Genomic DNA, 19,277 nt, shown 5'->3' with positions numbered 1-19,277 from the left:
AGCGGCGAATCCGAAAGGCGGGAAGTCCCGGCACGTTAGCAAATCTGGCGCCGACCTTGCGATACGACGTGAACAGGAGCCCGCCATGTTCAAGTCCGCCACAGTTCCCGCCCAGCCCGCCCTGTCGCGCGACGGCCCGCTGGACGCCCTGCGCTTCCTGGCGGCGCTGTTCATCGTGCTCTATCACGTGGCCGAACGGGCTCCGGTGTCGCTGTTCAGCCTGAACCCGGCCTTCGGGCGTGGTTATCTGGCGACCGACTTCTTCCTGATGCTGTCGGGCTATGTGCTGGCCCGCACCTACGGCCCGCGCGTGCTCGGCGCTGAGGTCAACACCCTGACTTTCCTGAAGCGTCGCGTGCAGCGGATCTGGCCGCCCCACCTCGTCATGCTGGTCCTGTTCGTCGTGTTTTTCGTCGGTACATCGGCGATCGGCCTGGCCCCGCAGAACCCGCAGTGGTTCCAGTGGGACCAGCTGGCTCCGCAGGTGTTCCTGGTCCAGAGCTGGTTCGTGCCGGGGACTTCGGGCTGGAACATCCCGACCTGGACGCTGTCGGCCTTGATCGTGGCCTACGCCCTGTTCCCGGTCGTCTGGCGGCGCGTGGCCGTGGTCAAGTCGCCGCTGATGCTGCTGGCCCTGGGCGTCGTCGCCTACCTCGCCATCGACTACGCCGCCCTGTTGGTCTTCAAGGTTCCTGGCTATCAGCTGCCGCTACGCTTTGGCCTGATCCGGGGCGTGCCGCTGTTCATGATCGGCCTGCTGGTCGCCCGCCTGCCAGTCGTCGAGCAGGCCAGCCGCCACGCTTTGCCGTTGGCGATCGCCGCTTTGGTCGCCGTCATCGGCATCCAGGCCGTGGGCAAGTTCGACCACTTCAGTCTGGCCCTGCTGGGCTTCCTGATCTACGCGGCCGGCGCTTCGAAGCCCCGCGCCTGGCGCTGGGCGGGCGCGGCGGGGAAGCTGTCGTTCTCGCTGTTCCTGACCAACACCCTGACCGCCGTGGTGTGGTTCGGCGTGGTGCGGATGGTCGAGGCCAAGCTGGGCCTGCCGTCGGCGGCGCAATGGGCGCTGTGGGCGCTGGCCATCCCGGCCACGATCGTGGCGGCCTGGGTGTTCGAGCGTCTGGTCGATGCGCCACTGCAAAAGTGGATCAAGGCCCGCACCCAGACCGCGCCCGCTGCGGCAAGCGCGACGGCGACGGCCTAGGCCATCAAGGCCCGCGCCGCCGCCCGGGCGGCTTCGGTCACCTCGGCGCCGGACAGCATCCGGGCGATCTCTTCCTCGCGCTCGGCGGGGCTGAGCGGCTCGACCTTCGTGCGGGTCGAGGTGTCGTCGCCCGACTTCGAGATCCGCCAGTGGGCGTCGCCACGCGCGGCCACCTGGGCAGAGTGGGTCACGACCAACACCTGAGCGTTGGCTGCCAGGCGCTTCAGGCGCAGGCCCACGGCGTCGGCCACGGCCCCGCCGACGCCTTGATCGACCTCGTCGAAGATCATCAGCGGCTGCGGACCGCCGCCGCGTCCCGCCAGCGCCGCCTTCAGCGCCAGAGCGAAGCGGGCCAGTTCGCCGCCGGAGGCTATGGCTTCCATCGGCCCGAACGGCGCGCCGGGATTGGTCGAGATCTCGAAGGCGATGCGGTCCAGGCCCGTCGGGCCGGCGCGGTCCTCGGCCAGCGGCTCGACGGCGACGCGGAACCGGGCCTTTGCCAGCTTCAGCGGGGCCAGCTCGGCCTCGACGGCCTTGGCCAGGGCGTCACCGGCGGCGCGGCGCTCGGCCGACAGGGCCTCAGTGGCGAAGAGATAGGCCTCGCGAGCCTCGGCGGCCTCGGCGTCGGCGGCCTTCAGGGCGTCCTCGGAGGTCTCGATGGCCTGCAGCCGGGCGGCGAACTCGGCGCGCTTGGCCGGCAGGTCCTCGACCAGGATGTTGAGCTTGCGGGCCATGCCGCGCAGGGCGAACAGGCGCTCCTCGGCCTTTTCCAGGCGATCGGGCTCGAACTCAAACGACTCGGCGACGGTGTCGATGGCGGCGCTGGCTTCCTGGGCCTCGACCAGGGCGCGGTCAACGGCGTCGCAGGCGGCCTGCAGCCGGGTCATGGCCGGCCCATCGGCGGGCGCGCCGGCCTGCAGGGCGCGGTCGCGGGCCCGTTCCAGAGCGCGATAGGCCTGGGCCAGCTTGCCGGAGAAGTCGCTGCCCAGAGCGTCCTGGGCCGTGGCGACGTCGGTGATCACCTTCTCGGCCGAACTCAGCAGCGCCCGTTCTTCGGCCAGGCTCTCCTCCTCGCCCTCGCGCGGGTCGAGACGGTCGAGTTCGGATAGGCGGAGGGTCAATTCCTCGGTCTCGGCGGCGGCGCGGCTGGCGAGATCCCGCAGGCCCTCGGCCTTCTCGCGGGCGGCGCGCCAGGCGCTCCAGGCGCCGCCGACGGCCCCGACGCTGACGCCACCGAAGACGTCCAGTAGGTTGCGGTGGGTCTTGGGATCCAGCAGGCCGACGGTCTCGTGCTGGCCGTGGACCTCCAGCAGCAGCGCGCCCAGGTCCTTCAGCACCCCGACGCTGGTGGCCTGATCGTTGACGAAGGCTCTGGAGCGGCCGTCCGGCGACAGCTGGCGGCGCAGGACCAGGTCTTCATCCCGGCCGTAGTCCAGGCCCTTCTCGTCGAGATAGGCGAAGGCGGGATGGTCGGCCGTCAGGGCGAAGATGGCGGTGGCCGAGGCGTGGCCGGCGGCCCCTCGGCGAACCAGCCCGGCGTCGGCGCGCGCGCCGGTGGCCAGGCCCAGGGCGTCGAGGATGATCGACTTGCCGGCCCCGGTTTCGCCGGTCAACGCGGTCAGGCCCTCGCCGATGGCCAGGTCCAGGCTCTCGATGAGCACGACGTCACGGATGGATAGGCCGATCAGCATGATGCGCAAGATCGCCGGGAATCAGGATTTTTCAAAGCGCAAAGGTAGAACGAAACGGGATCAGGCGTCTGACCCCGTCGCTTCTACATGCCCAGGACGCCCATCAGGCCCTTCTTGGACTTCTTTTCGCCCGGGGGCGCCAGGGTCGTGTCCTTGTCACGCGACAGGGCGCGCTCAAGGGCGTTGCGCTTGGCGCCGGCCTTCAGCGGCTCGACGGCGGGGCGCAGGCCGTTGTCGTTGAGCAGCTTGTAGGCGTCGGCGTACCAGCGATCGCCCGGGAAGTTGTAGCCCAGGACCGCGCCGTTGCGCTTGGCCTCGTCGGCCAGACCGATGGTCAGATAGGCCTCGACCAGACGGAACAGGGCTTCAGGCGTGTGCGAGGTCGTCTGGTGACGCTCGATCACGGTCTTGAAACGGCCGATGGCGGCCAGGGTCTGGCCGTTCTTCAAATAGTAGCGGCCGATGGCCATTTCCTTGCCGGCCAGCTGGTCGTTGACCATGTCGATCTTCAGGCGGGCGTCGGTGGCGTATTCGGTGTTCGGATAGCGCTGGACGACGTCGCGCAGCGAGGCCAGGGCCTGCTCGGTCGCGGCCTGGTCACGGTTCACGTCGACGATCTGCTCGAAGTAGCAGATGGCCTTCAGATAGTAGGCGTACTGGGCCGACGGGTTGCCCGGGTACAGCGAGATGAAGCGGTCCGAGTCGCCGATGGCGTCGGCATATTGGTTGCCCATGTAGTGGGCGTAGCCGGTCATCAGGATCGAGCGGCGCGACCATTCCGAATAGGGGTGCTGGCGCTCGACTTCGCGGAAGTAGTCGACGGCTTCATTCCAGTTGCCGCGATCCAGGCGGTTCGCGCCCGTGGCGTACAGCAGTTCGACCGGGCGCTCTTCGTAGGCGAGGGTCGGTTTCTTGGCCTTGCCCGCGCAGCCCGCCACCGAAACGGCGACCAGCACAGCGGCGATCGTGACGGCCGAACGTCCCTTGAAATTACGAAGCACGGAGTCTCTCACCCTCGAAGCAAACGTGCGCCGCAGCGCCGTGCAAGGCTTCTACACCACGCCGTCGAAGGCGCAAATGCGAACGCCGAGCCCGACTCTCGGAGTACGACTAAACCGCTTCAGCTAGCGCCGGCGCATGAGCGCGCAGGCGCCAGGCGCGCGGTTGGGCCAGCAACGCTCGAACCACGGCGTTATTGAGGCCGTGACCGGCCAGGACGCCTTCGAAGCGGCCCAGGATGGGCTTGCCCAGCACGTAGAGGTCGCCGATGGCGTCCAGCGCCTTGTGGCGCACGAACTCGTCCGGACGGCGCAGGCCTTCCGGGTTCAGCACGCGGTCGCCGTCGATGACCACGGCGTTCTCCATCGAGCCGCCACGGGCCAGGCCGATGGCGCGCAGGGCTTCGACGTCGCGGACGAAGCCGAAGGTGCGGCAGTCGGACAGTTCCGAGCGGAACGATTCTTCATCGACCACCAGGTCTACGGCCTGACGACCGATGGCCTTGGAGCCGAAGGCGATCTCGAAGGCGACCTCGAAGCGGTCCGACGGGGTCAGGCTGGCGTGCTTGTCGCCCTCCTCCACCGTGATCGGCGCCAGGATCTCGATATATTGGCGGACGGCTTCCTGCTTGCGGCGGCCGGCGCGGTCCAGGATTTGGACGAAGGGCTCGGACGAGCCATCCATGATCGGCACTTCCGGGCCGTCCAGCTCGACGACGCAGTTGTCGATCGACAGGGCCGCCAGGGCCGCCATCAGGTGCTCGATGGTCGAGACGCGGACGTCGTCGCCGTTGCAGATCACCGTACCGAGTTGCGTTTGGCAGACCGACTGGGCGGTCACGGGGACGCGGTTGTCGCGGTCCTGCACATCGGTCCGCACGAAGACGATCCCCGCGTCGGGGGCCGACGGACGCACCGAGACGCGCACGTGCGCGCCCGTGTGCAGGCCGATCCCCGCGAAGATCACCGGTCCTGCGACCGTGTGCTGAAAATAACCCGAAGCCGACACTAGAGACACCTATCGTTCGATGGACGACTCTGCGGTCGTCCTTTCGCCCCGACTACCACTTAAGAAGGATGCTGCGTCGCGGCAAAGCAAAGTCTGTTTCGGATTGTTACGCGCTAAACGACTGACTTAATTACAGTTTTGTCACGCGAACGCATGCGTTGAAACAGATCGCCGATCGACGATCCGTGCTCGGGAATCTTGTTCCCGGCTCCCCTAGCTCCTGCGACGAAGCGGGACTACGCTCCGCCGCCAACAGGATAACCGTTTCCGGGAATTTCGGTTTCATGATCAAGAGCTTGCGTCTTGCCGCGTCCGTCGCGGCCCTCACTGTCGCTCTCGTGGGGGCCGCCCATGCGCAGGCGCCAGCGAAGCCGCACGTCTTCACCGCCAAGGACATGGCCAGCCTGGATCGCCTGTCCGATCCGCGTGTCTCACCGGACGGCCGCTATGTGCTCTATTCCGTCCGGACCATGAACTATCCGGCCAACAAGGCCGCGATGTCGCTGTGGGTCGCCGACCTGAAGGCCAGGATGATGCCGCGCCGGCTGGCGATCTCCGACGGCGGCGCCGCCAACGGCCGCTGGAGCGCCGACGGCAAGACCATCTGGTTCTCGTCCAGCCGCGCGGGCGGGACTGAGCAGGTGTTCAAGACCGATATCATGGGCGAGACGGCGACTCAGGTCACCTCCACCCCGTTCGACGTCCAGGCCTTCAAGGTCGCGCCGGACGGCAAGACCATCGTCGTGGGCCTGGCCGTGTTCCCCGAATGCGCCGACTTCGCCTGCACCGAGGCCAAGCTGGCGGCCAAGACCGCGACCAAGGCCACCGGCGTTGTGTTCGACCGCCTGTTCGTGCGCCACTGGGACACCTGGAACGACGGAACCAAGAACCACCTCTTCGCCTACACGCTGGACGTCAATGGCGTCGCGGCCGGCCAGCCGATCGACCTGATGAGGGGCTTCGACGGCGACACGCCGACCAAGCCCTATGGCGACGACAACGACTTCACGATCAGCCCCGACAGCAAGAGCCTGACCTTCTCGGCCAAGGTCGCCGGCAAGGACGAGCCTTGGACGACCAACTACGACATGCGGGAAGTCCCGCTGGACGGCTCGGCCAAGCCGGAGAACGACACGGCCGGCAACAAGGCCTGGGACACGACGGAAATCTGGTCGCCCGACGGCAAGATGTCCGCCTATCGCGCCATGAAGCGTCCGGGCTTCGAGGCCGACCGCTTCGGGATCATGATCTGGGACGAGACCACCAAGAAGGAGCGCGAGCTGGCTCCGACCTGGGACCGCTCGGCCGACTCGATCGCCTGGAGCCGTGACGGCAAGACGATCTACGCCACCGCCCTGGACGTCGGCCAAGGCAAGCTGTTCGCCATCGACGTCAAGACCGGCAAGGTCACCGCCCTGACCGGCGAGGGCCACGTCACCGCCTTCGACGTCGGCCCGAACGGCCTCGTCTATGCCTCCGATTCGATGAAGAGCCCCTCGGAGCTGTTCATGCTGCCGGCCAAGGGTCCGCCGATCCGCATCGCCAGCGTCTCCAGCGAAGCTCTGAAGGACGTCGCCTGGGGCGAGCCCGAGCAGTTCAGCTTCAAGGGCTGGAACGACGAGGAGGTCCACGGCTTCGTCGTGAAGCCGGCCAATTTCGACCCGGCCAAGAAGTATCCGGTGGCCTTCCTGATCCACGGCGGCCCGCAGGGTTCGTTCAGCAACAGCTGGTCGTACCGCTGGAACCCGCAGGTCTACGCCAATGCCGGCTACGCCGTGGTGATGATCGATTTCCATGGCTCGACCGGCTACGGCCAGGCCTTCACCGACGCGATCAGCCAGCACTGGGGCGACCGCCCGCTGGAAGACCTGCAGAAGGGCTGGGCCTTCGCGACGTCGAAGTATTCGTTCCTGGACACCGACCGCGCCTGCGCGCTCGGCGCCTCGTACGGCGGCTACATGGTCAACTGGATCGCCGGCAACTGGAACCAGCCCTGGAAGTGCCTGGTCACCCACGACGGCGTCTTCGACACCCGCGCCATGGGCTACGCCACCGAGGAGCTGTGGTTCACCGAGTGGGAGAACGGCGGCCCGCTGGGCGCGGCCAACACCACCTACGACAAGTTCAACCCGGTCGACCACATCGGCCAATGGACCAAGCCGCAGCTGATCGTCCAGGGCCAGCTGGACTACCGCATCCCCGTCGAACAGGGCCTGGGCGCCTTCACCGCCCTGCAGCGCAAGGGCGTGCCCAGCAAGCTGCTGTACTTCCCCAACGAGAACCACTGGGTGCTGAAGGCCCAGAACTCGGTGCAGTGGCACAAGGAGGTGCTGGACTGGCTGGATCAGTGGACGGGGAATAATCGCCCCGGCAAATGATCTGACTTAACACCGTCTCCCCGGGGAAAGCCGGGGCCCAGATGCAAGAGCGCCCGCGTTCCAGACAGGTTCGCGGGCGTTTCTGCATGCGCCTCACAGCCATACGATCTGGGCCCCGGCTTTCGCCGGGGAAACGGATGATGGCTGGGCTCAGAACCCCCCCGTCGCCACCGCGAACGTCAGCCGCGCCTTCTTCTCCAGGTCGCCCATCTCTCGGCCTTTCAGATACGGCCGCACCAGCGCCGCCGGGGCCACCGCCGGGAAGGCCGCCACGGGCAGGTTCTTCACCTCGCCGCGCGCCGCCTTCAGTTGTTCCTCGACCCGTGCGGCCACGTCGGCCTGCGTCCAGGCCTCGGGCAATCGCGAGCGCCCCGAAACCTTCAGCCGCCAAAGCCCCGTCAGGCCGAACGCCCGCGCCGCGCCCTTGACGGCGTGCGGGTCGGCGCTCGGGTCCAGCCGACGAGCGGCCAGCACCGCCAGCGCCCCGGCCGTGGCGTCGACATAGGCCAGCACCGCCGCCTCGTCCTTCAGCGGACCTTCGTCCAGGTCGGCGAACCGCGCCTCGGCCAAGGCCGCCAGCACGTTCGGATCGAAGCCCGACGCGGCCAAGGCCTCGACATTGGGATGCTTGCGCGGCGGCTTGCCGGCGGCGATCTCTTCCATCGCCTCGCGCCACCAGGTGATGCGGATCTCGCCCATCAGCGCGTTGGAGACGCCGCCCGCCACCCGGGCCAGTTCGTAGTTCAGGCCGTAGAGCGCGATGACATCGGCCCGCGCGGCCAGGTCGCCGATGAAGCGGCTGGCCAGCCAGCGGTCGGGATCGACGCGGCGGACGAGGTCGTCGAGGGTTTCGGTGTCGGCCATGAGCTCAGAAACGGAAAAGGGCCCGCCAAGACGGCGGGCCCTCCCCTTACACGAATTCGCGGCGGTGTTTAGCCGAACAGCGTCTGGTTCATCGCCATGGTCGCCAGCATCGGCAGGCTGAGCAGGGTGTTGATGCGGCTGAACAGCATGGCCGTCCTGGCCGCCTTGGCCTTGGCGTCCGCATCGACCTCGATGATGCCGAGCGCGCGCTTCTGGTTCGGCCAGATGATGCCCCAGACGTTGAGGAACATCACCGTGGCCAGCCACATGCCGGTGCCGATGAAGGTGAAGCCCATGTCGACGCCGGGGGTATAGCCGCCGGCCAGGCCCAGGGTCGCCGCTTCCAGCAGGTAGCCGCGGCTGAAGGCCAGGATCACGCCCATCACCCAGGTGGCCAGGGCCGCCCAGCGGAACCAGAACAGCGCTTCGGGCGCGATGTACTTGCTGACCGCCGGCTTCAGCTCGGCCGGAATCTGCGGCATCACGCGGATCTGCACGAAGTTGAAATAGTACAGCAGCCCGATCCACAGGATGCCGAACATCACGTGCAGCCAGCGGAAGACGGCTTGGAAGTAGCTGCTGTCATGGCCGTGCGGGCTGTGCCCGTAGCCAAGGATGATCACCAGGGCCAGCACGAAGCTGACGATCATGGTGTTGCGGAAGTTGGAAAGCAGGCCAGACATCGGTTTCCCCCTCGGATCCCTATTGCTTGAGCGGGACCATAGGGGCGTTTCGAGAGTCGGGTAAAGTTTTCAGCCTTTTAGGCTGAGGCGCCGAGAACCTCGCCCTTCGACAAGCTCAGGATGAGGTTCTCTACTGCGGCGTCGAAAGTAGTCCTCACCCTGAGCCTGTCGAAGGGCGAGGACGGGACCGCTAGACCGCGATCAGCGCGGCGGCCAACCTGCGGCCCTCGCTGGCCAGGACGTTGTAGGTCCGCGCGGCCGCTTCGGTGCTCATGAACTCGAGGCCCACGCCGGCGGCCTTCAGGGCGTCGCGGACGACGCGCGGCGGCAGGCCGTTGTTGAGGCCCGTGCCCAGCAGCACGAACTCCACGGCCCCGCCGGCGGCGAACACTTCGGCGAAGTGCTCGGGGGTCAGGTCGGCCAGCGACGTGGCCGCCCAGTCCTGCGGCTGATCATCGAGGATCAGCAGCGAACCGGGCCGCCAGTCGCCGGAGACCCGGAAACCGCCGCCGCCCCAGGCGTCGATGGAGGGCGGCTGGCGCATCAGGGGCGCGAGGCCGCGCCGAGCTTGATCGGCGTGGCTTCGTCGTCGTTACGCTTCACGCCCCAGATCAGGATCATCGGCAGCGCGATATAGATCGACGAATAGGTGCCGATGATGATCCCGAAGATCATCGTGAAGACCAGCGGGAACAGGACCGGGCCGCCGAAGATCATCGTGCCGCCCAGGGCCAGCAGGGCCGTGGTGCCGGTGATGATCGTCCGCGACAGACGCTCGTTCTCCGACAGGTCGATGATGTCGCGCAGCGGGGTGGTCTTGTACTTGCGCAGGTTCTCTTTCAGACGGTCGAAGGTGATGACCTTCTCGTTCATCGAATAGCCGATGACCGTCAGCAGGGCCGCGATCTCGGTCATCGAGAACTCGATGCGCATCACCGACAGCAGGCCCAGGGTCAGGACGATGTCGTGGATCACGGCCACGACCGCGCCCGTGCCGTACGACAGGCCGAAGCGGAACCAGATGTAGCCCAGGGTCAGCAGCAGGGCCACGCCCAGGGCCTTGAAGCCCGACAGCAGCAGCTCGCCCGAGACCTTGGCCCCGACTTCCGAACGGCTGGTCACCTTCAGGTCGGGGAAGCGCTTCACCAGCTCGGTCTCGACGTGCTTGGACGCGTCGCTGGGCTTTTCGCCCTTGGCCGGCAGGAACTTGACCATGGCCGAGTTCGGCGAACCGAAGCCCTGGACCTGGCCGTCATGGGCGCCGATCTGGTCCAGCGCGGTACGCAGCTGGGCCAGCGGAGCCGGACGCGACATCTGCACCTCCAGGGCGACGCCGCCCTTGAAGTCGATGCCCAGGTTCAGGCCCTGGAAGACCAGCAGGCCGATCGAGGCGACGAGCAGGACCGCCGAGATGACGGCCGCGACGGGGGCCCAGCGCACGAACCGATAGTGGGTCGAGCGCGGGATGTAGCGAATGAGGGGCCAACGCATGGTCGGATCTCCTATGCGATCGGCAGCTTCTTCGGCTTGGTGGTCTTGAACCACCAGCCGATGAGCACTTGCGTGATAAGAATGGCGGTGAACAGCGACGTGAACACGCCGATCACCAGGGTCCAGGCGAAGCCCTTCACCGGGCCCGAACCGAAGCTGAACATGATCAGGCCCGAGATCAGGCTGGTGATGTTGGCGTCCAGGATCGAGGTCAGGGCCAGCTTGTAGCCGTGGTCGGCCGCGGCCATGGGCGTTCGCCCGGCGTTGGCCTCGTCGCGCATGCGCTCATAGATCAGCACGTTGGCGTCGACGGCGACGGCCAGGGTCAGGATCAGACCGGCGATGCCCGGGAAGGTCAGCGTGGCCTGGGTCATCGACATGATGCCGATGATCAGCAGGACGTTGACCAGCAGGGCGATGGCCGCGAAGCCACCGAACAGGCCGTAGGCCAGGATCACGAAGATGAACATCGCGGCCGCGCCGATGGCCAGCGAGATCGAGCCGGCCTTGACGGCGTCGGCGCCGAGCTCGGCGGTCACGGTGCGTTGGTCTTCGACGTTCAGCGGGGCCGGCAGGGCGCCCGAGCGCAGCAGCAGCGACAGCTCGTTGGCGCTCTGGACGGTGAAGCTGCCAGTGATGATGCCGGAGCCGCCGGTGATCGGGTCGTTGATCGTCGGGGCCGAGATCACCTTCTTGTCGAGGACGATGGCGAACCGCTTGCCGTGGTTGCGCAGGGTGATGTCGCCGAATTTCCGCGCACCCGCGCTATTGAAATTGAAGCCCACGGCCGGCGCGCCGTTCTGGTCGAAGGTCTGCGAGGCGTTGGTCAGTTCCTCGCCCGAAACCACGGCGCGCTTCTTGACGACGTAGAACGGCGCGAAGCGGTCGCCCGGCAGCATTTCCGAGCCCGGCGGGATGCGGCCGGCCTGCATGTCCTCGGCGGTGACCGTCTCGTCGACCATCTGGAAGGTCAGCTTGGCGGTCTTGCCGATGACGGCCTTCAGGCGCTCGGGATCGCTCTCGCCGGCCGCCTGGATCATGATCCGGTTGGTGCCCTGGCGGTTGATCGAGGGCTCCTTGGTGCCCAGGCTGTCGATACGGCGACGGATGGTCTCGATCGACTGGTCGACCGCCTTGGCCGCGTCGGCGCTGGCGGCTTCCGGCACGAAGCGGACTTCGATCAGGTTGTCGCCCTTGCCCTGGACGGAGACGTCCTTGCCGCCGATCACGCCGGCCAGCGGCGCGCCCAGGTTCCGGCGCAGCAGGTTCAGCGCCGCGTCGTAACGCGAGGCGTCGCCGATGCGCACGCTGATGACCTCGCCCTGCTGGGCCAGTTGGCCGAACGGGATCTGCTCGCTGCGCAGCTGAGTGCGGGTGTCTTCCACCAGGTTCGACAGACGCTCGCGGTGCAGGGCGTCGGTGTCGACTTCATAGAGCAGATACGAGCCGCCTTGCAGGTCGAGGCCGAGGTTCAGCTTCTGGTGCGGCAGCCAGCCGGGCATGGCGTCCAACGCCTTTTGCGGAAGGACGTTGGGCAGGGAGAACAGGATGCCGAAGATCACCGACAGGGTGACGGCGATGATCTTCCAGCGGGAGAGGGTCAGCATGGATCAGGGACTTTCAGGCGACGTCGCTAGAACGCCTCGCGAAGATTTAGTTCTTGGCGTCGTTGGCGGCGGCCGGCTCGCCCTTGGCGCGGACTTCCGTGATCATGCCCTTGACCACCTTGACGGTGACGCCGGTGGCGATCTCGATGCCGACTTCCTTGTCCTCGACGCGCATGACCTTGCCGATGATGCCGCTGGACAGGACGACCGTGTCGTTGCGCTTCAGGTTGGTGAGCATCGTCTGATGCTCCTTGGCGCGCTTCTGCTGCGGGCGGATCAGCATGAAGTAGAACAGCACGACCATCAGAAGGATGGGCGCCAGCTGCAGGAATTGAGCGTTCAGACCGGACATAACGTCTCCAAGAAAACCGATACGGCGCGCCAGCCAAAAAGAGCCAAGCTCATAGGGTCGCGCCAAGTCGGCGGAAGCTATGCGTTCGCCTCCCCTTTTGCAATGAGAGCGCACCCGGTATGCAGCGTGTCCATGACTGACGCGTCCCTTTCTCTGCTCGCCCGCATCGCCGACGCCCTGGAGCGCATCGCCCCGCCGCCGCCGCCCGCGCCCGACTTCTCGGCCGCGCGCCTCTTCCGGCATGAGCCCAAGGACGGCGCCTTCGTACCGGCCGCCGATTATCCGCTGTCGCTGGACCTGCTGGTGGGAATCGAGCGGCAGAAGGCCCGCTTCGTCGAGAACCTGCGCCGCTTCGCCCTGGGCGTGCCGTCCAACCACGTGCTGCTGTGGGGCGTGCGCGGTACGGGCAAGAGCTCGGTGACCAAGGCCGCCTTCGTCAGCCTCGCCGACGAATTCCCGGCCCTGAAGCTGATCGAGGTCGATCGCGACGAGGTCGCGGCCCTGCCGCCGCTGTTCGATCAGCTCCGCACCCGCAACGAGCGCTTCGTGGTGCTGTGCGACGACCTCTCGTTCGAGGACGGGGCCGTGGCGGCCAAGGCGTTGAAGTCGGCGCTGGAGGGTGGGGTCTCGGGTCCGCCCGAGAACGTGCTGTTCGTGGCCACCTCGAACCGCCGCCACCTGATGCCGCGCGACCACGTCGAACGCCAGGGCGCCATCGCCGCCGCCGAGAACGCCGAGGAGGAGATGAGCGTCTCCGACCGCTTCGGCCTGTGGATCGGCTTCCCGCCGATGGACCAGGACACCTACCTGGCCGCCATCCGCGCGTACGCCGAGCAGTTCGGCCTGAGCGCTCCCGACCTAGACCGCCGCGCCCTGCAATGGTCGCAGATGCGCGGGGCCCGCTCGGGCCGCGTAGCCTGGCAGTTCGTGCGGGATCTGGCCGGCGAGCTGGGGGTGCCGTTGCCGAGCTAGGCCTTACAGGGGCGCGGACCGAGGCCTATATAACGGCGATCGTTGTCCTGAGGAGCGCCCCGATGGGCCAGCCCTGGTTTCGTACGAAGTCATACGGTTATGGCGCGGGTCTGCCGATCCGCTGGGAGGGCTGGGCCTTCCTCGCGATCGTCCTCGCCGCCCTGATCGGTGTCGAGTTCCTGCCCGCCGCCTTCACCGCCGCGCACCCGTGGCTGCGCCAGGCCCTGCGCATGGGCGTGATCCTCGGCTCTGTCATCATCGTCTGGCGCAAGAGCGACAAGCCCTGGGCCTGGCGCTGGGGCGGCAAATAGAAAAAAGGCCCGCCTCTCTCGAAGCGGGCCTTTTGTCTTAGCGCGGCAGGACCAAGGCCGGGTCGACCGGCTTGGCCTTGTCCTTGACCGTGGGGGCGTAGCGCATCTCGAAGTGCAGCTTGGGCTCGTTGGTGCCGCCCGTGGCGCCGACGGCGCCCAGCTGCTCGCCCTGGCGCACGTCCTGCTGCATCTTGACGTTGATGCTGGAGAGGTGGGCGTAGGCCGTGACCCAGCCGTCGGCGTGCTTGACCAGCACCAGGTTGCCGAAGGTCGGGACCTGGTTGCCGGCATAGGCCACCTTGCCGTCGGCGGCCGACAGGACCGGCGTGCCCGAGGCGGCGCGGATGTCCAGGCCGTCGTTGCGCTGGCCCGTGCCCTTCACGCCGAAGGCCGAGATGATCTCGCCGCGCACCGGCCAGGCGAACTTGCCCTTGCCCGAGGCGATGATCTCGGCCTCGGTCGGGGCGGCGCTGCTCTCGATGATCGGACGCGTGGTCGAGGCCGGCGGCGGGCTGACCGGCTGGGCGGCGACCGGCGCGCTGGGACGCGGATAGGCGTTGCCCGTGTAGGGCTGCGGGCTGGACGGCGTCGAGGGCGCGGCAGCCGACGGCGAGCTGCTGTCGACGCGGGGATAGGTGTTCGAAGGCTGCGCCGCCGGCGGCGTATAGGCCGGCGTGGTCGGGCGGCTGGCGACGCTGGTGGTCGTGGTGCGGACCGGACCCTTGTCGCGATAGCCGTCGGGCAGCAGGACCTTCTGGCCCTTCTTGATCGAGGCGCTGGAGCGCAGATTATTCTCGGAGGCCAGTTCCTTGACGCTGACATTGAAGCGCTTGGAGATGCCGGCCAGCGTATCGCCACTCACGGCCACATAGGCCTTCTGCGTCGTCGCCGGACCCTTGATCTTGGCGCCCAGCTTCAGCGGCTTGGTGGTGCTGATCTTGTTGTCGTCGGCCAGGTCGCTGACGCTGACGTCGAACTTGCGGGCGATCGAGGTCAGGGTGTCGCCCGACTTGACCGTGTGGACCTGGCGCGGACCGGCGACGGTGGTGACCGAGCCGGTGACGCTGAGCGTCGTGGTCGAGGTGGTGGCCGGAGCGGCGTCTTCCTCATCGTTGCGGGCCGGCGTCGGAGCCGGGCGCGAGGGCGTCGGGCGGCTCGTAGTCGGACGGGTCGGTTCGGACTCGACAGGCTGAGCGGCGGGCGTGCCGGCCAGGACGGTGGTCGTCTTGATCGGGCCCTTGTCCTTGTAGCCGTCCGGCAGGACCAGCTTCTGGCCCTTCTTGATCGCCGAGCTGGCCTTCAGGTCGTTCTCGCCGGCCAGGGCCGCGGCGGTGACGTTGAAGCGCTTGGCGATGGCGAACATCGTGTCGCCGGTCTGGACCACATAGGCCTTCTGGTCGTCCTTGGCCGGGCCCTTGATCTTCTGGCCCAGCTTCAGGTGATACGGGGCCTTGAGCTTGTTCAGCTCGACCAGTTCGGCGCGGGTCGCGCCGAAGCCACGGGCGATGGCGTCCAGGGCGTCACCGGATTCGACCGTGCGCACCTGCGGCTTGCCCGGGACATTGACCACCGGACCGGTGACGGTGCTTGTGACGACGGTCTTGGGCGGCGCGGCGCGCAGCTGCGGCGCGGGGGTTTCGCGGACGGGGATCGGCGTGCTGTCGCGCATCGGCGGCAGTTCGGACTGGCTGACCGACGGGGCCGGAGCCGACGCAGCGATCGGCTGCGGACGCGGCAGGGTCTCGGCCTCGCTGGGCGCGGTCGAGATGGTCTCGGAGGCCTGCGGGGCCGGTTGGGTCGCGGGCGGCTGGGTGATCGGGAAGTTCGGCGTGAAGCGCTGACCCGCGGCGTACGCGGCGTCCGCATGGGTGCCGAGCGTTCCAGCCGTCAGGGCGATCACCGCCGCTTGCGTCCACAACTGCCTCATAACCCTCTCCTCTCCCGCCGAGGCCACCAAAGGGCTCCGCCAGGGTAAATCAACCTTTAACACCAGGGGCCGCGGAACGCCGCGCCCCCCAAGCTTCACTGATCCTTCGCAACGCCGGCCAGCAAAGGCACGAAGCGCACGTCGCACAGGATCTCGACCCGGAAGCCCCCCTTGCCGTCGCCGGCATAGCGGCGAAGGCTTTGAACTGGCCCCTTGCCCACCGGCGCGACCAGCACGCCGTTGGGTTTCAGCTGCGAAAGCAGCCGCTTCGGATCATCTTCGGCCGCAGCCGTGACCATAATACGGTCGAACGGCGCTTGTTCGGCCCAACCTTCACCGCCATCGCCGAACTTGGTGATGACATTGGTCAGGCCCAGCGTGTGGAAGCGCCCCTCGGCCTCCTTCATCAGGGTCCGGTAGCGCTCGATCGTATAGACGAGGCGTGAGACCTTGCTGAGGATCGTGGTCTGGTAGCCCGAGCCGGTGCCGATCTCCAGCACACGGCAGCGCGGCTCGATCGTCAGGGCCTGGGTCATCAGGCCGACGATATAGGGCTGGCTGATGGTCTGGCCGCAGGCGATCGGCAGGGCCGAATCCTCCCACGAGCGGTCCTTGAACAGGTCCGGCGTGAAGAGGTCGCGCGGCGTGGTCTCGATGGCCTTCAGCACCTGGGGATCGGTGACCCCCTGGTCGCGCAGGGCCTGCATCAGGCGCGGCAGGTCGGCCTTGGCGTTCTCGGCGGCCTTGGTCGTCCGTCCGCTCATGCGCCCTCCCCGGAGGGGCTCAAGGCTGCCTTGAGTTTCGGCGGAGCGCCGCCCAGCACGCCCTTCAGCTTGTGGACGGTCTCGTTGTGCGTCAGGTCGATGTGCAGCGGCGTGACCGAGATGCGGCCCGAATAGACCGCCTTCAGGTCGGTGCCCTCGGCCGGCTCCGAGGCCTTGGCCGAGAAGCCCATCCAGTAATAGTCGCGACCGCGCAGGTCGGTGCGCTTTTCCATGTTGCGCAGCAGGCCGTCGCGGAAGCCCTGGCGGGTGACCTCGACTTCGGTGACCTGATCGGGCGCCACGGCCGGGAAGTTGACGTTCATGATCACGTCGGCCGGCCAGCCCACTTCCAGCAGGCGCTGGACGATGCCCGGGCCATAGGCCTCGGCCGTCTCCCAGTGGGCGACGACCTCGTCGTGGAAGAAGTTCATGGTCTGCGACAGGGCGATCGAGCGGATGCCGTGGGCCATGCCCTCGATCGCGCCGGCCACCGTGCCCGACAGGGTGACATCCTCGGCCAGGTTCTGGCCGCGGTTGACGCCCGACAGCACCAGATCCGGCTGCGGGCCGTCGATCAGCTGCTGCACCGCCATCATCACGCAGTCGGTCGGCGTGCCCTCGACGGCGAAGCGGCGCTCGTCCAGCTTCCGCACGCGGATCGGGTCCGACAGGGTCAGGGCCCGGCTGGCGCCCGACTGCTCGTATTCCGGCGCGCAGATCCAGACGTCGTCGCTAAGGGCGCGTGCGATCGTCTCCAGGCTCTTGAGCCCCGGTGCGTTGATGCCGTCGTCGTTGGTGAGGAGGATCCTCACGCAGCGCCTCCGATGTGGGTCAGCCCGCCCATATAGGGCTGCAGCGCGGCCGGAATATGGATGCGGCCGGCCTCGTCCTGATAGTTTTCGAGCACGGCCACCAGGGTGCGGCCGACGGCCAGGCCCGAACCGTTCAGGGTGTGCACGAAGTGGCCGCCCTTCTCGCCGGTCTTGCGATAGCGGGCGTCCATGCGGCGGGCCTGGAAGTCCCCGCAGTTCGAGCACGAGCTGATCTCGCGATACATGCCCTGCGACGGCAGCCAGACTTCCAGGTCGTAGGTCTTGCGGGCGCCAAAGCCCATGTCGCCAGTGCACAGCAGCATGGTGCGGAAGGGCAGCTCCAGCTTCTTCAGCACGGCCTCGGCGCACTCGACCATGCGCTGGTGCTCGGCTTCCGACTGGTCCGGCGTGGTGATCGAGACCAGCTCGACCTTGTAGAACTGGTGCTGGCGGATCATGCCGCGCGTGTCGCGGCCAGCCGAACCGGCCTCGGCGCGGAAGCTGGGCGTCAGCGCCGTCAGGCGCATCGGCAGCTCTTCCTCGGCGACGAGTTGCTCGCGGACGATATTGGTCAGCGAGACCTCAGCGGTGGGGATCAGCCAGCGGTCGTCGGTGGTGTGGAACAGATCGTCGGCGAACTTCGGCAGCTGGCCGGTGCCGAACAGCGCCTCGTCCTTGACCAGCAGCGGCGGGCTGATCTCGGTGTAGCCGTGCTCGACCGTCTGCAGGTCCAGCATGAACTGGCCGATGGCGCGCTCCAGGCGGGCGATCTCTTTCTTGAGGACCACGAAGCGCGCCCCGCTCATGCGGGCGGCGGCCTCGAAGTCCATGCCGCCCAGGGCCGCGCCCAGGTCGACGTGATCCTTCGGCGCGTTCAGGCGGCCGGCCGGCAGCTTGGCGGCGTCGCCCCAGGCGCGCTGCTCGACATTGCCGTGCTCGTCCTCACCGGCCGGGACTTCCGGGGCCGGGACGTTGGGCAGGCTGGCCAGCAGCGCCTTCAGCCTGGCGCCGACCAGGTGCTCCTCTTCCGAGGCCGTCGTCATGACGCCCTTCAGCGTCTCGACCTCGGCCATCAGGCGCGCGGCTTCCGCCTCGTCCTTCTTGGCCTTGGCCTGGCCGATCAGCTTGGAGCTCTCGTTGCGCTTGGCCTGGGCCTCCTGCAGGGCGGTCTGGGCGGCGCGCAGCTGGACGTCGAGCTTCACGGCCTCGGCGGCCGCGCCCGACCGGCCCTTGGCCGACCAGACGGCGTCAAAGGCTTCGGGATTGTCGCGGATGGCCTTGATGTCGTGCATCGAACGCTAGCTCAGAAGAGGCAGGAGAAACGCCCTCTCTAAGGCGCGTCGGCGGGGGCGCCAAGCTTTCCGGACGGGCGGGCGGCCTCTCCACGGCTTCGTGATCCCGCCCGCGAGGCCGCCAGACCGCCCCGCATTGCGCGAAAACCCAAATCCGGGAAACATGCGACCACCTGACGCAGGTCTGAAAAGCCTGATTTTGCGCGCGATACCGGTATCCAGGCACGAACAATCTAACTGTTAACGGAAATTAGCCGCGCTTTGTCACACGGACTTAATGCCGATCGCCGAAAAGCCCCGCCAACTTCAGTACGCGTTCTTTTCGAGGCCCTCCCCGGCCCGCTCGATCATTCCAAGGAATTTGAAATCATGAAGACGTTCGCCGCTTTCGCCGCCCTCGCCATCGTCGCCGCCGTCGCCGCTCCGGCCAGCGCCAAGACCGCCGAAGTCCGCGTTTCCATCATCGGCAAGAACTCGGTCCAGATCGAAAACGAGATCAAGACCGCCGCCGCCACCGTCTGCGGCGCCGGCGACGTGACCTGCATCGACAGCGCCACGATGAACGCCCACCGCCAGCTGGCCTCGATCATGCGCGCTCGCGACACCGGCAAGCCGGCCGCCGTCGAGACCGTCTCGGTCGTCCGCATCTCGCTGAAGGGCAAGACCCAGGATCAGATCCACGCCGAGATCCGCACCGCCGCCCAGACCGTCTGCAAGGCCCAGCGCCCGAACTTCAGCGTCGTCAGCTACTCGGCCTGCATCGCCGACACCGTCCGCGCCGCCAAGGCCCAGCTGCAAGCGCGCGTCGGCGCCGCTGCTTAAGTTTCACTCGCGTATTTGAGTGGAAAAACGGAAGGCCCCGCGGCTTAAGTCGCGGGGCCTTCTTCCGTTCTAGCCCCTCCCCTTGATGGGGAGGGGTTGGGGT

Annotated in this window: 18 protein-coding genes; 5 read left to right on the top strand and 13 right to left on the bottom strand. The window is 67.5% G+C overall.

The window, feature by feature from the left end:
• Positions 1-85: 85 nt before the first annotated feature.
• A complete protein-coding gene (locus tag AC07YH_RS21795) occupies positions 86-1,201 on the top strand; it encodes an acyltransferase family protein (protein WP_494749024.1) in 1,116 nt (371 codons plus the stop codon).
• On the opposite strand, the gene recN is transcribed toward AC07YH_RS21795, so the two are convergent.
• The 3 genes from recN to lpxC all read right to left on the bottom strand — a co-directional run bounded on the left by recN (position 1,198) and on the right by lpxC (position 4,899).
• Positions 1,198-2,892 carry a DNA repair protein RecN gene (gene recN, locus AC07YH_RS21790; RefSeq protein WP_494749023.1) on the bottom strand — a complete coding sequence of 565 codons (1,695 nt, stop codon included), beginning with the start codon at positions 2,890-2,892 and terminating at the stop codon, positions 1,198-1,200. The genes AC07YH_RS21795 and recN overlap by 4 nt on opposite strands.
• Positions 2,893-2,975: 83 nt before the next feature.
• Positions 2,976-3,905 (bottom strand): outer membrane protein assembly factor BamD, encoded by a 930-nt coding sequence (locus AC07YH_RS21785; protein ID WP_494749022.1) that lies wholly within the window; start codon positions 3,903-3,905, stop codon positions 2,976-2,978.
• A 97-nt stretch (positions 3,906-4,002) separates the two neighbouring features.
• Positions 4,003-4,899, bottom strand: coding sequence for a UDP-3-O-acyl-N-acetylglucosamine deacetylase (gene lpxC / locus AC07YH_RS21780; protein WP_494749021.1), 897 nt, complete (start codon positions 4,897-4,899; stop codon positions 4,003-4,005).
• 284 nt (positions 4,900-5,183) lie between these two features.
• Here lpxC and AC07YH_RS21775 point away from each other — a divergent pair, with 284 nt between their 5' ends.
• Positions 5,184-7,277: a S9 family peptidase gene (locus tag AC07YH_RS21775; RefSeq protein WP_494749020.1), complete on the top strand. Its 2,094-nt coding sequence runs from the start codon at positions 5,184-5,186 to the stop codon at positions 7,275-7,277.
• A 150-nt stretch (positions 7,278-7,427) separates the two neighbouring features.
• On the opposite strand, the gene AC07YH_RS21770 is transcribed toward AC07YH_RS21775, so the two are convergent.
• The 6 genes from AC07YH_RS21770 to yajC all read right to left on the bottom strand — a co-directional run bounded on the left by AC07YH_RS21770 (position 7,428) and on the right by yajC (position 12,274).
• Positions 7,428-8,141: a squalene/phytoene synthase family protein gene (locus AC07YH_RS21770; RefSeq protein WP_494749019.1), complete on the bottom strand. Its 714-nt coding sequence runs from the start codon at positions 8,139-8,141 to the stop codon at positions 7,428-7,430.
• Between the two features lie 68 nt (positions 8,142-8,209).
• A complete protein-coding gene (locus AC07YH_RS21765) occupies positions 8,210-8,824 on the bottom strand; it encodes a urate hydroxylase PuuD (protein ID WP_494749018.1) in 615 nt (204 codons plus the stop codon).
• A 190-nt stretch (positions 8,825-9,014) separates the two neighbouring features.
• The gene (locus AC07YH_RS21760) at positions 9,015-9,368 is read right to left on the bottom strand and encodes an Mth938-like domain-containing protein (RefSeq protein ID WP_494749017.1); all 354 of its coding nucleotides are present in this window, start codon (positions 9,366-9,368) and stop codon (positions 9,015-9,017) included.
• The gene (gene secF, locus AC07YH_RS21755) at positions 9,368-10,315 is read right to left on the bottom strand and encodes a protein translocase subunit SecF (RefSeq protein WP_494749016.1); all 948 of its coding nucleotides are present in this window, start codon (positions 10,313-10,315) and stop codon (positions 9,368-9,370) included. The genes AC07YH_RS21760 and secF overlap by 1 nt, the downstream gene beginning before the upstream one ends.
• Before the next feature lie 11 nt (positions 10,316-10,326).
• Positions 10,327-11,922 (bottom strand): protein translocase subunit SecD, encoded by a 1,596-nt coding sequence (gene secD, locus AC07YH_RS21750; RefSeq protein WP_494749015.1) that lies wholly within the window; start codon positions 11,920-11,922, stop codon positions 10,327-10,329.
• Positions 11,923-11,968: 46 nt separating this feature from the next.
• Entirely contained in the window at positions 11,969-12,274 is a 306-nt protein-coding gene (gene yajC, locus AC07YH_RS21745; RefSeq protein ID WP_494749014.1) for a preprotein translocase subunit YajC, read from the bottom strand.
• Between the two features lie 132 nt (positions 12,275-12,406).
• Here yajC and AC07YH_RS21740 point away from each other — a divergent pair, with 132 nt between their 5' ends.
• Both AC07YH_RS21740 and AC07YH_RS21735 read left to right on the top strand, forming a co-directional pair.
• Entirely contained in the window at positions 12,407-13,246 is an 840-nt protein-coding gene (locus AC07YH_RS21740; RefSeq protein WP_494749013.1) for an ATP-binding protein, read from the top strand.
• Between the two features lie 62 nt (positions 13,247-13,308).
• Positions 13,309-13,557, top strand: a complete 249-nt coding sequence (locus AC07YH_RS21735) for a hypothetical protein (RefSeq protein WP_494749012.1) — start codon at positions 13,309-13,311, stop codon at positions 13,555-13,557.
• Positions 13,558-13,594: 37 nt separating this feature from the next.
• Here the strand turns inward: AC07YH_RS21735 and dipM are convergent, their stop codons facing one another.
• The 4 genes from dipM to serS form a co-directional block, all read right to left on the bottom strand.
• Positions 13,595-15,484 (bottom strand): cell division endopeptidase DipM, encoded by a 1,890-nt coding sequence (gene dipM, locus AC07YH_RS21730; RefSeq protein ID WP_494749011.1) that lies wholly within the window; start codon positions 15,482-15,484, stop codon positions 13,595-13,597.
• A 95-nt stretch (positions 15,485-15,579) separates the two neighbouring features.
• A complete protein-coding gene (locus AC07YH_RS21725; protein ID WP_494622115.1) occupies positions 15,580-16,248 on the bottom strand; it encodes a protein-L-isoaspartate(D-aspartate) O-methyltransferase in 669 nt (222 codons plus the stop codon).
• Positions 16,245-17,060: a 5'/3'-nucleotidase SurE gene (gene surE, locus AC07YH_RS21720; protein WP_494749010.1), complete on the bottom strand. Its 816-nt coding sequence runs from the start codon at positions 17,058-17,060 to the stop codon at positions 16,245-16,247. The genes AC07YH_RS21725 and surE overlap by 4 nt, the downstream gene beginning before the upstream one ends.
• The gene (gene serS, locus AC07YH_RS21715) at positions 17,057-18,352 is read right to left on the bottom strand and encodes a serine--tRNA ligase (protein ID WP_494749009.1); all 1,296 of its coding nucleotides are present in this window, start codon (positions 18,350-18,352) and stop codon (positions 17,057-17,059) included. The genes surE and serS overlap by 4 nt, the downstream gene beginning before the upstream one ends.
• 369 nt (positions 18,353-18,721) lie before the next feature.
• Between serS and AC07YH_RS21710 the strand changes: the two genes are divergently transcribed.
• Positions 18,722-19,174: a hypothetical protein gene (locus tag AC07YH_RS21710; protein WP_494749008.1), complete on the top strand. Its 453-nt coding sequence runs from the start codon at positions 18,722-18,724 to the stop codon at positions 19,172-19,174.
• Positions 19,175-19,277 lie beyond the last annotated feature (103 nt).

Source organism: Caulobacter sp. GW456-12-1-14-TSB4, from assembly GCF_059424195.1.
Note: the sequence above shows the minus strand (reverse complement) of the source record. Positions and strands in the feature narration are given on the sequence as shown.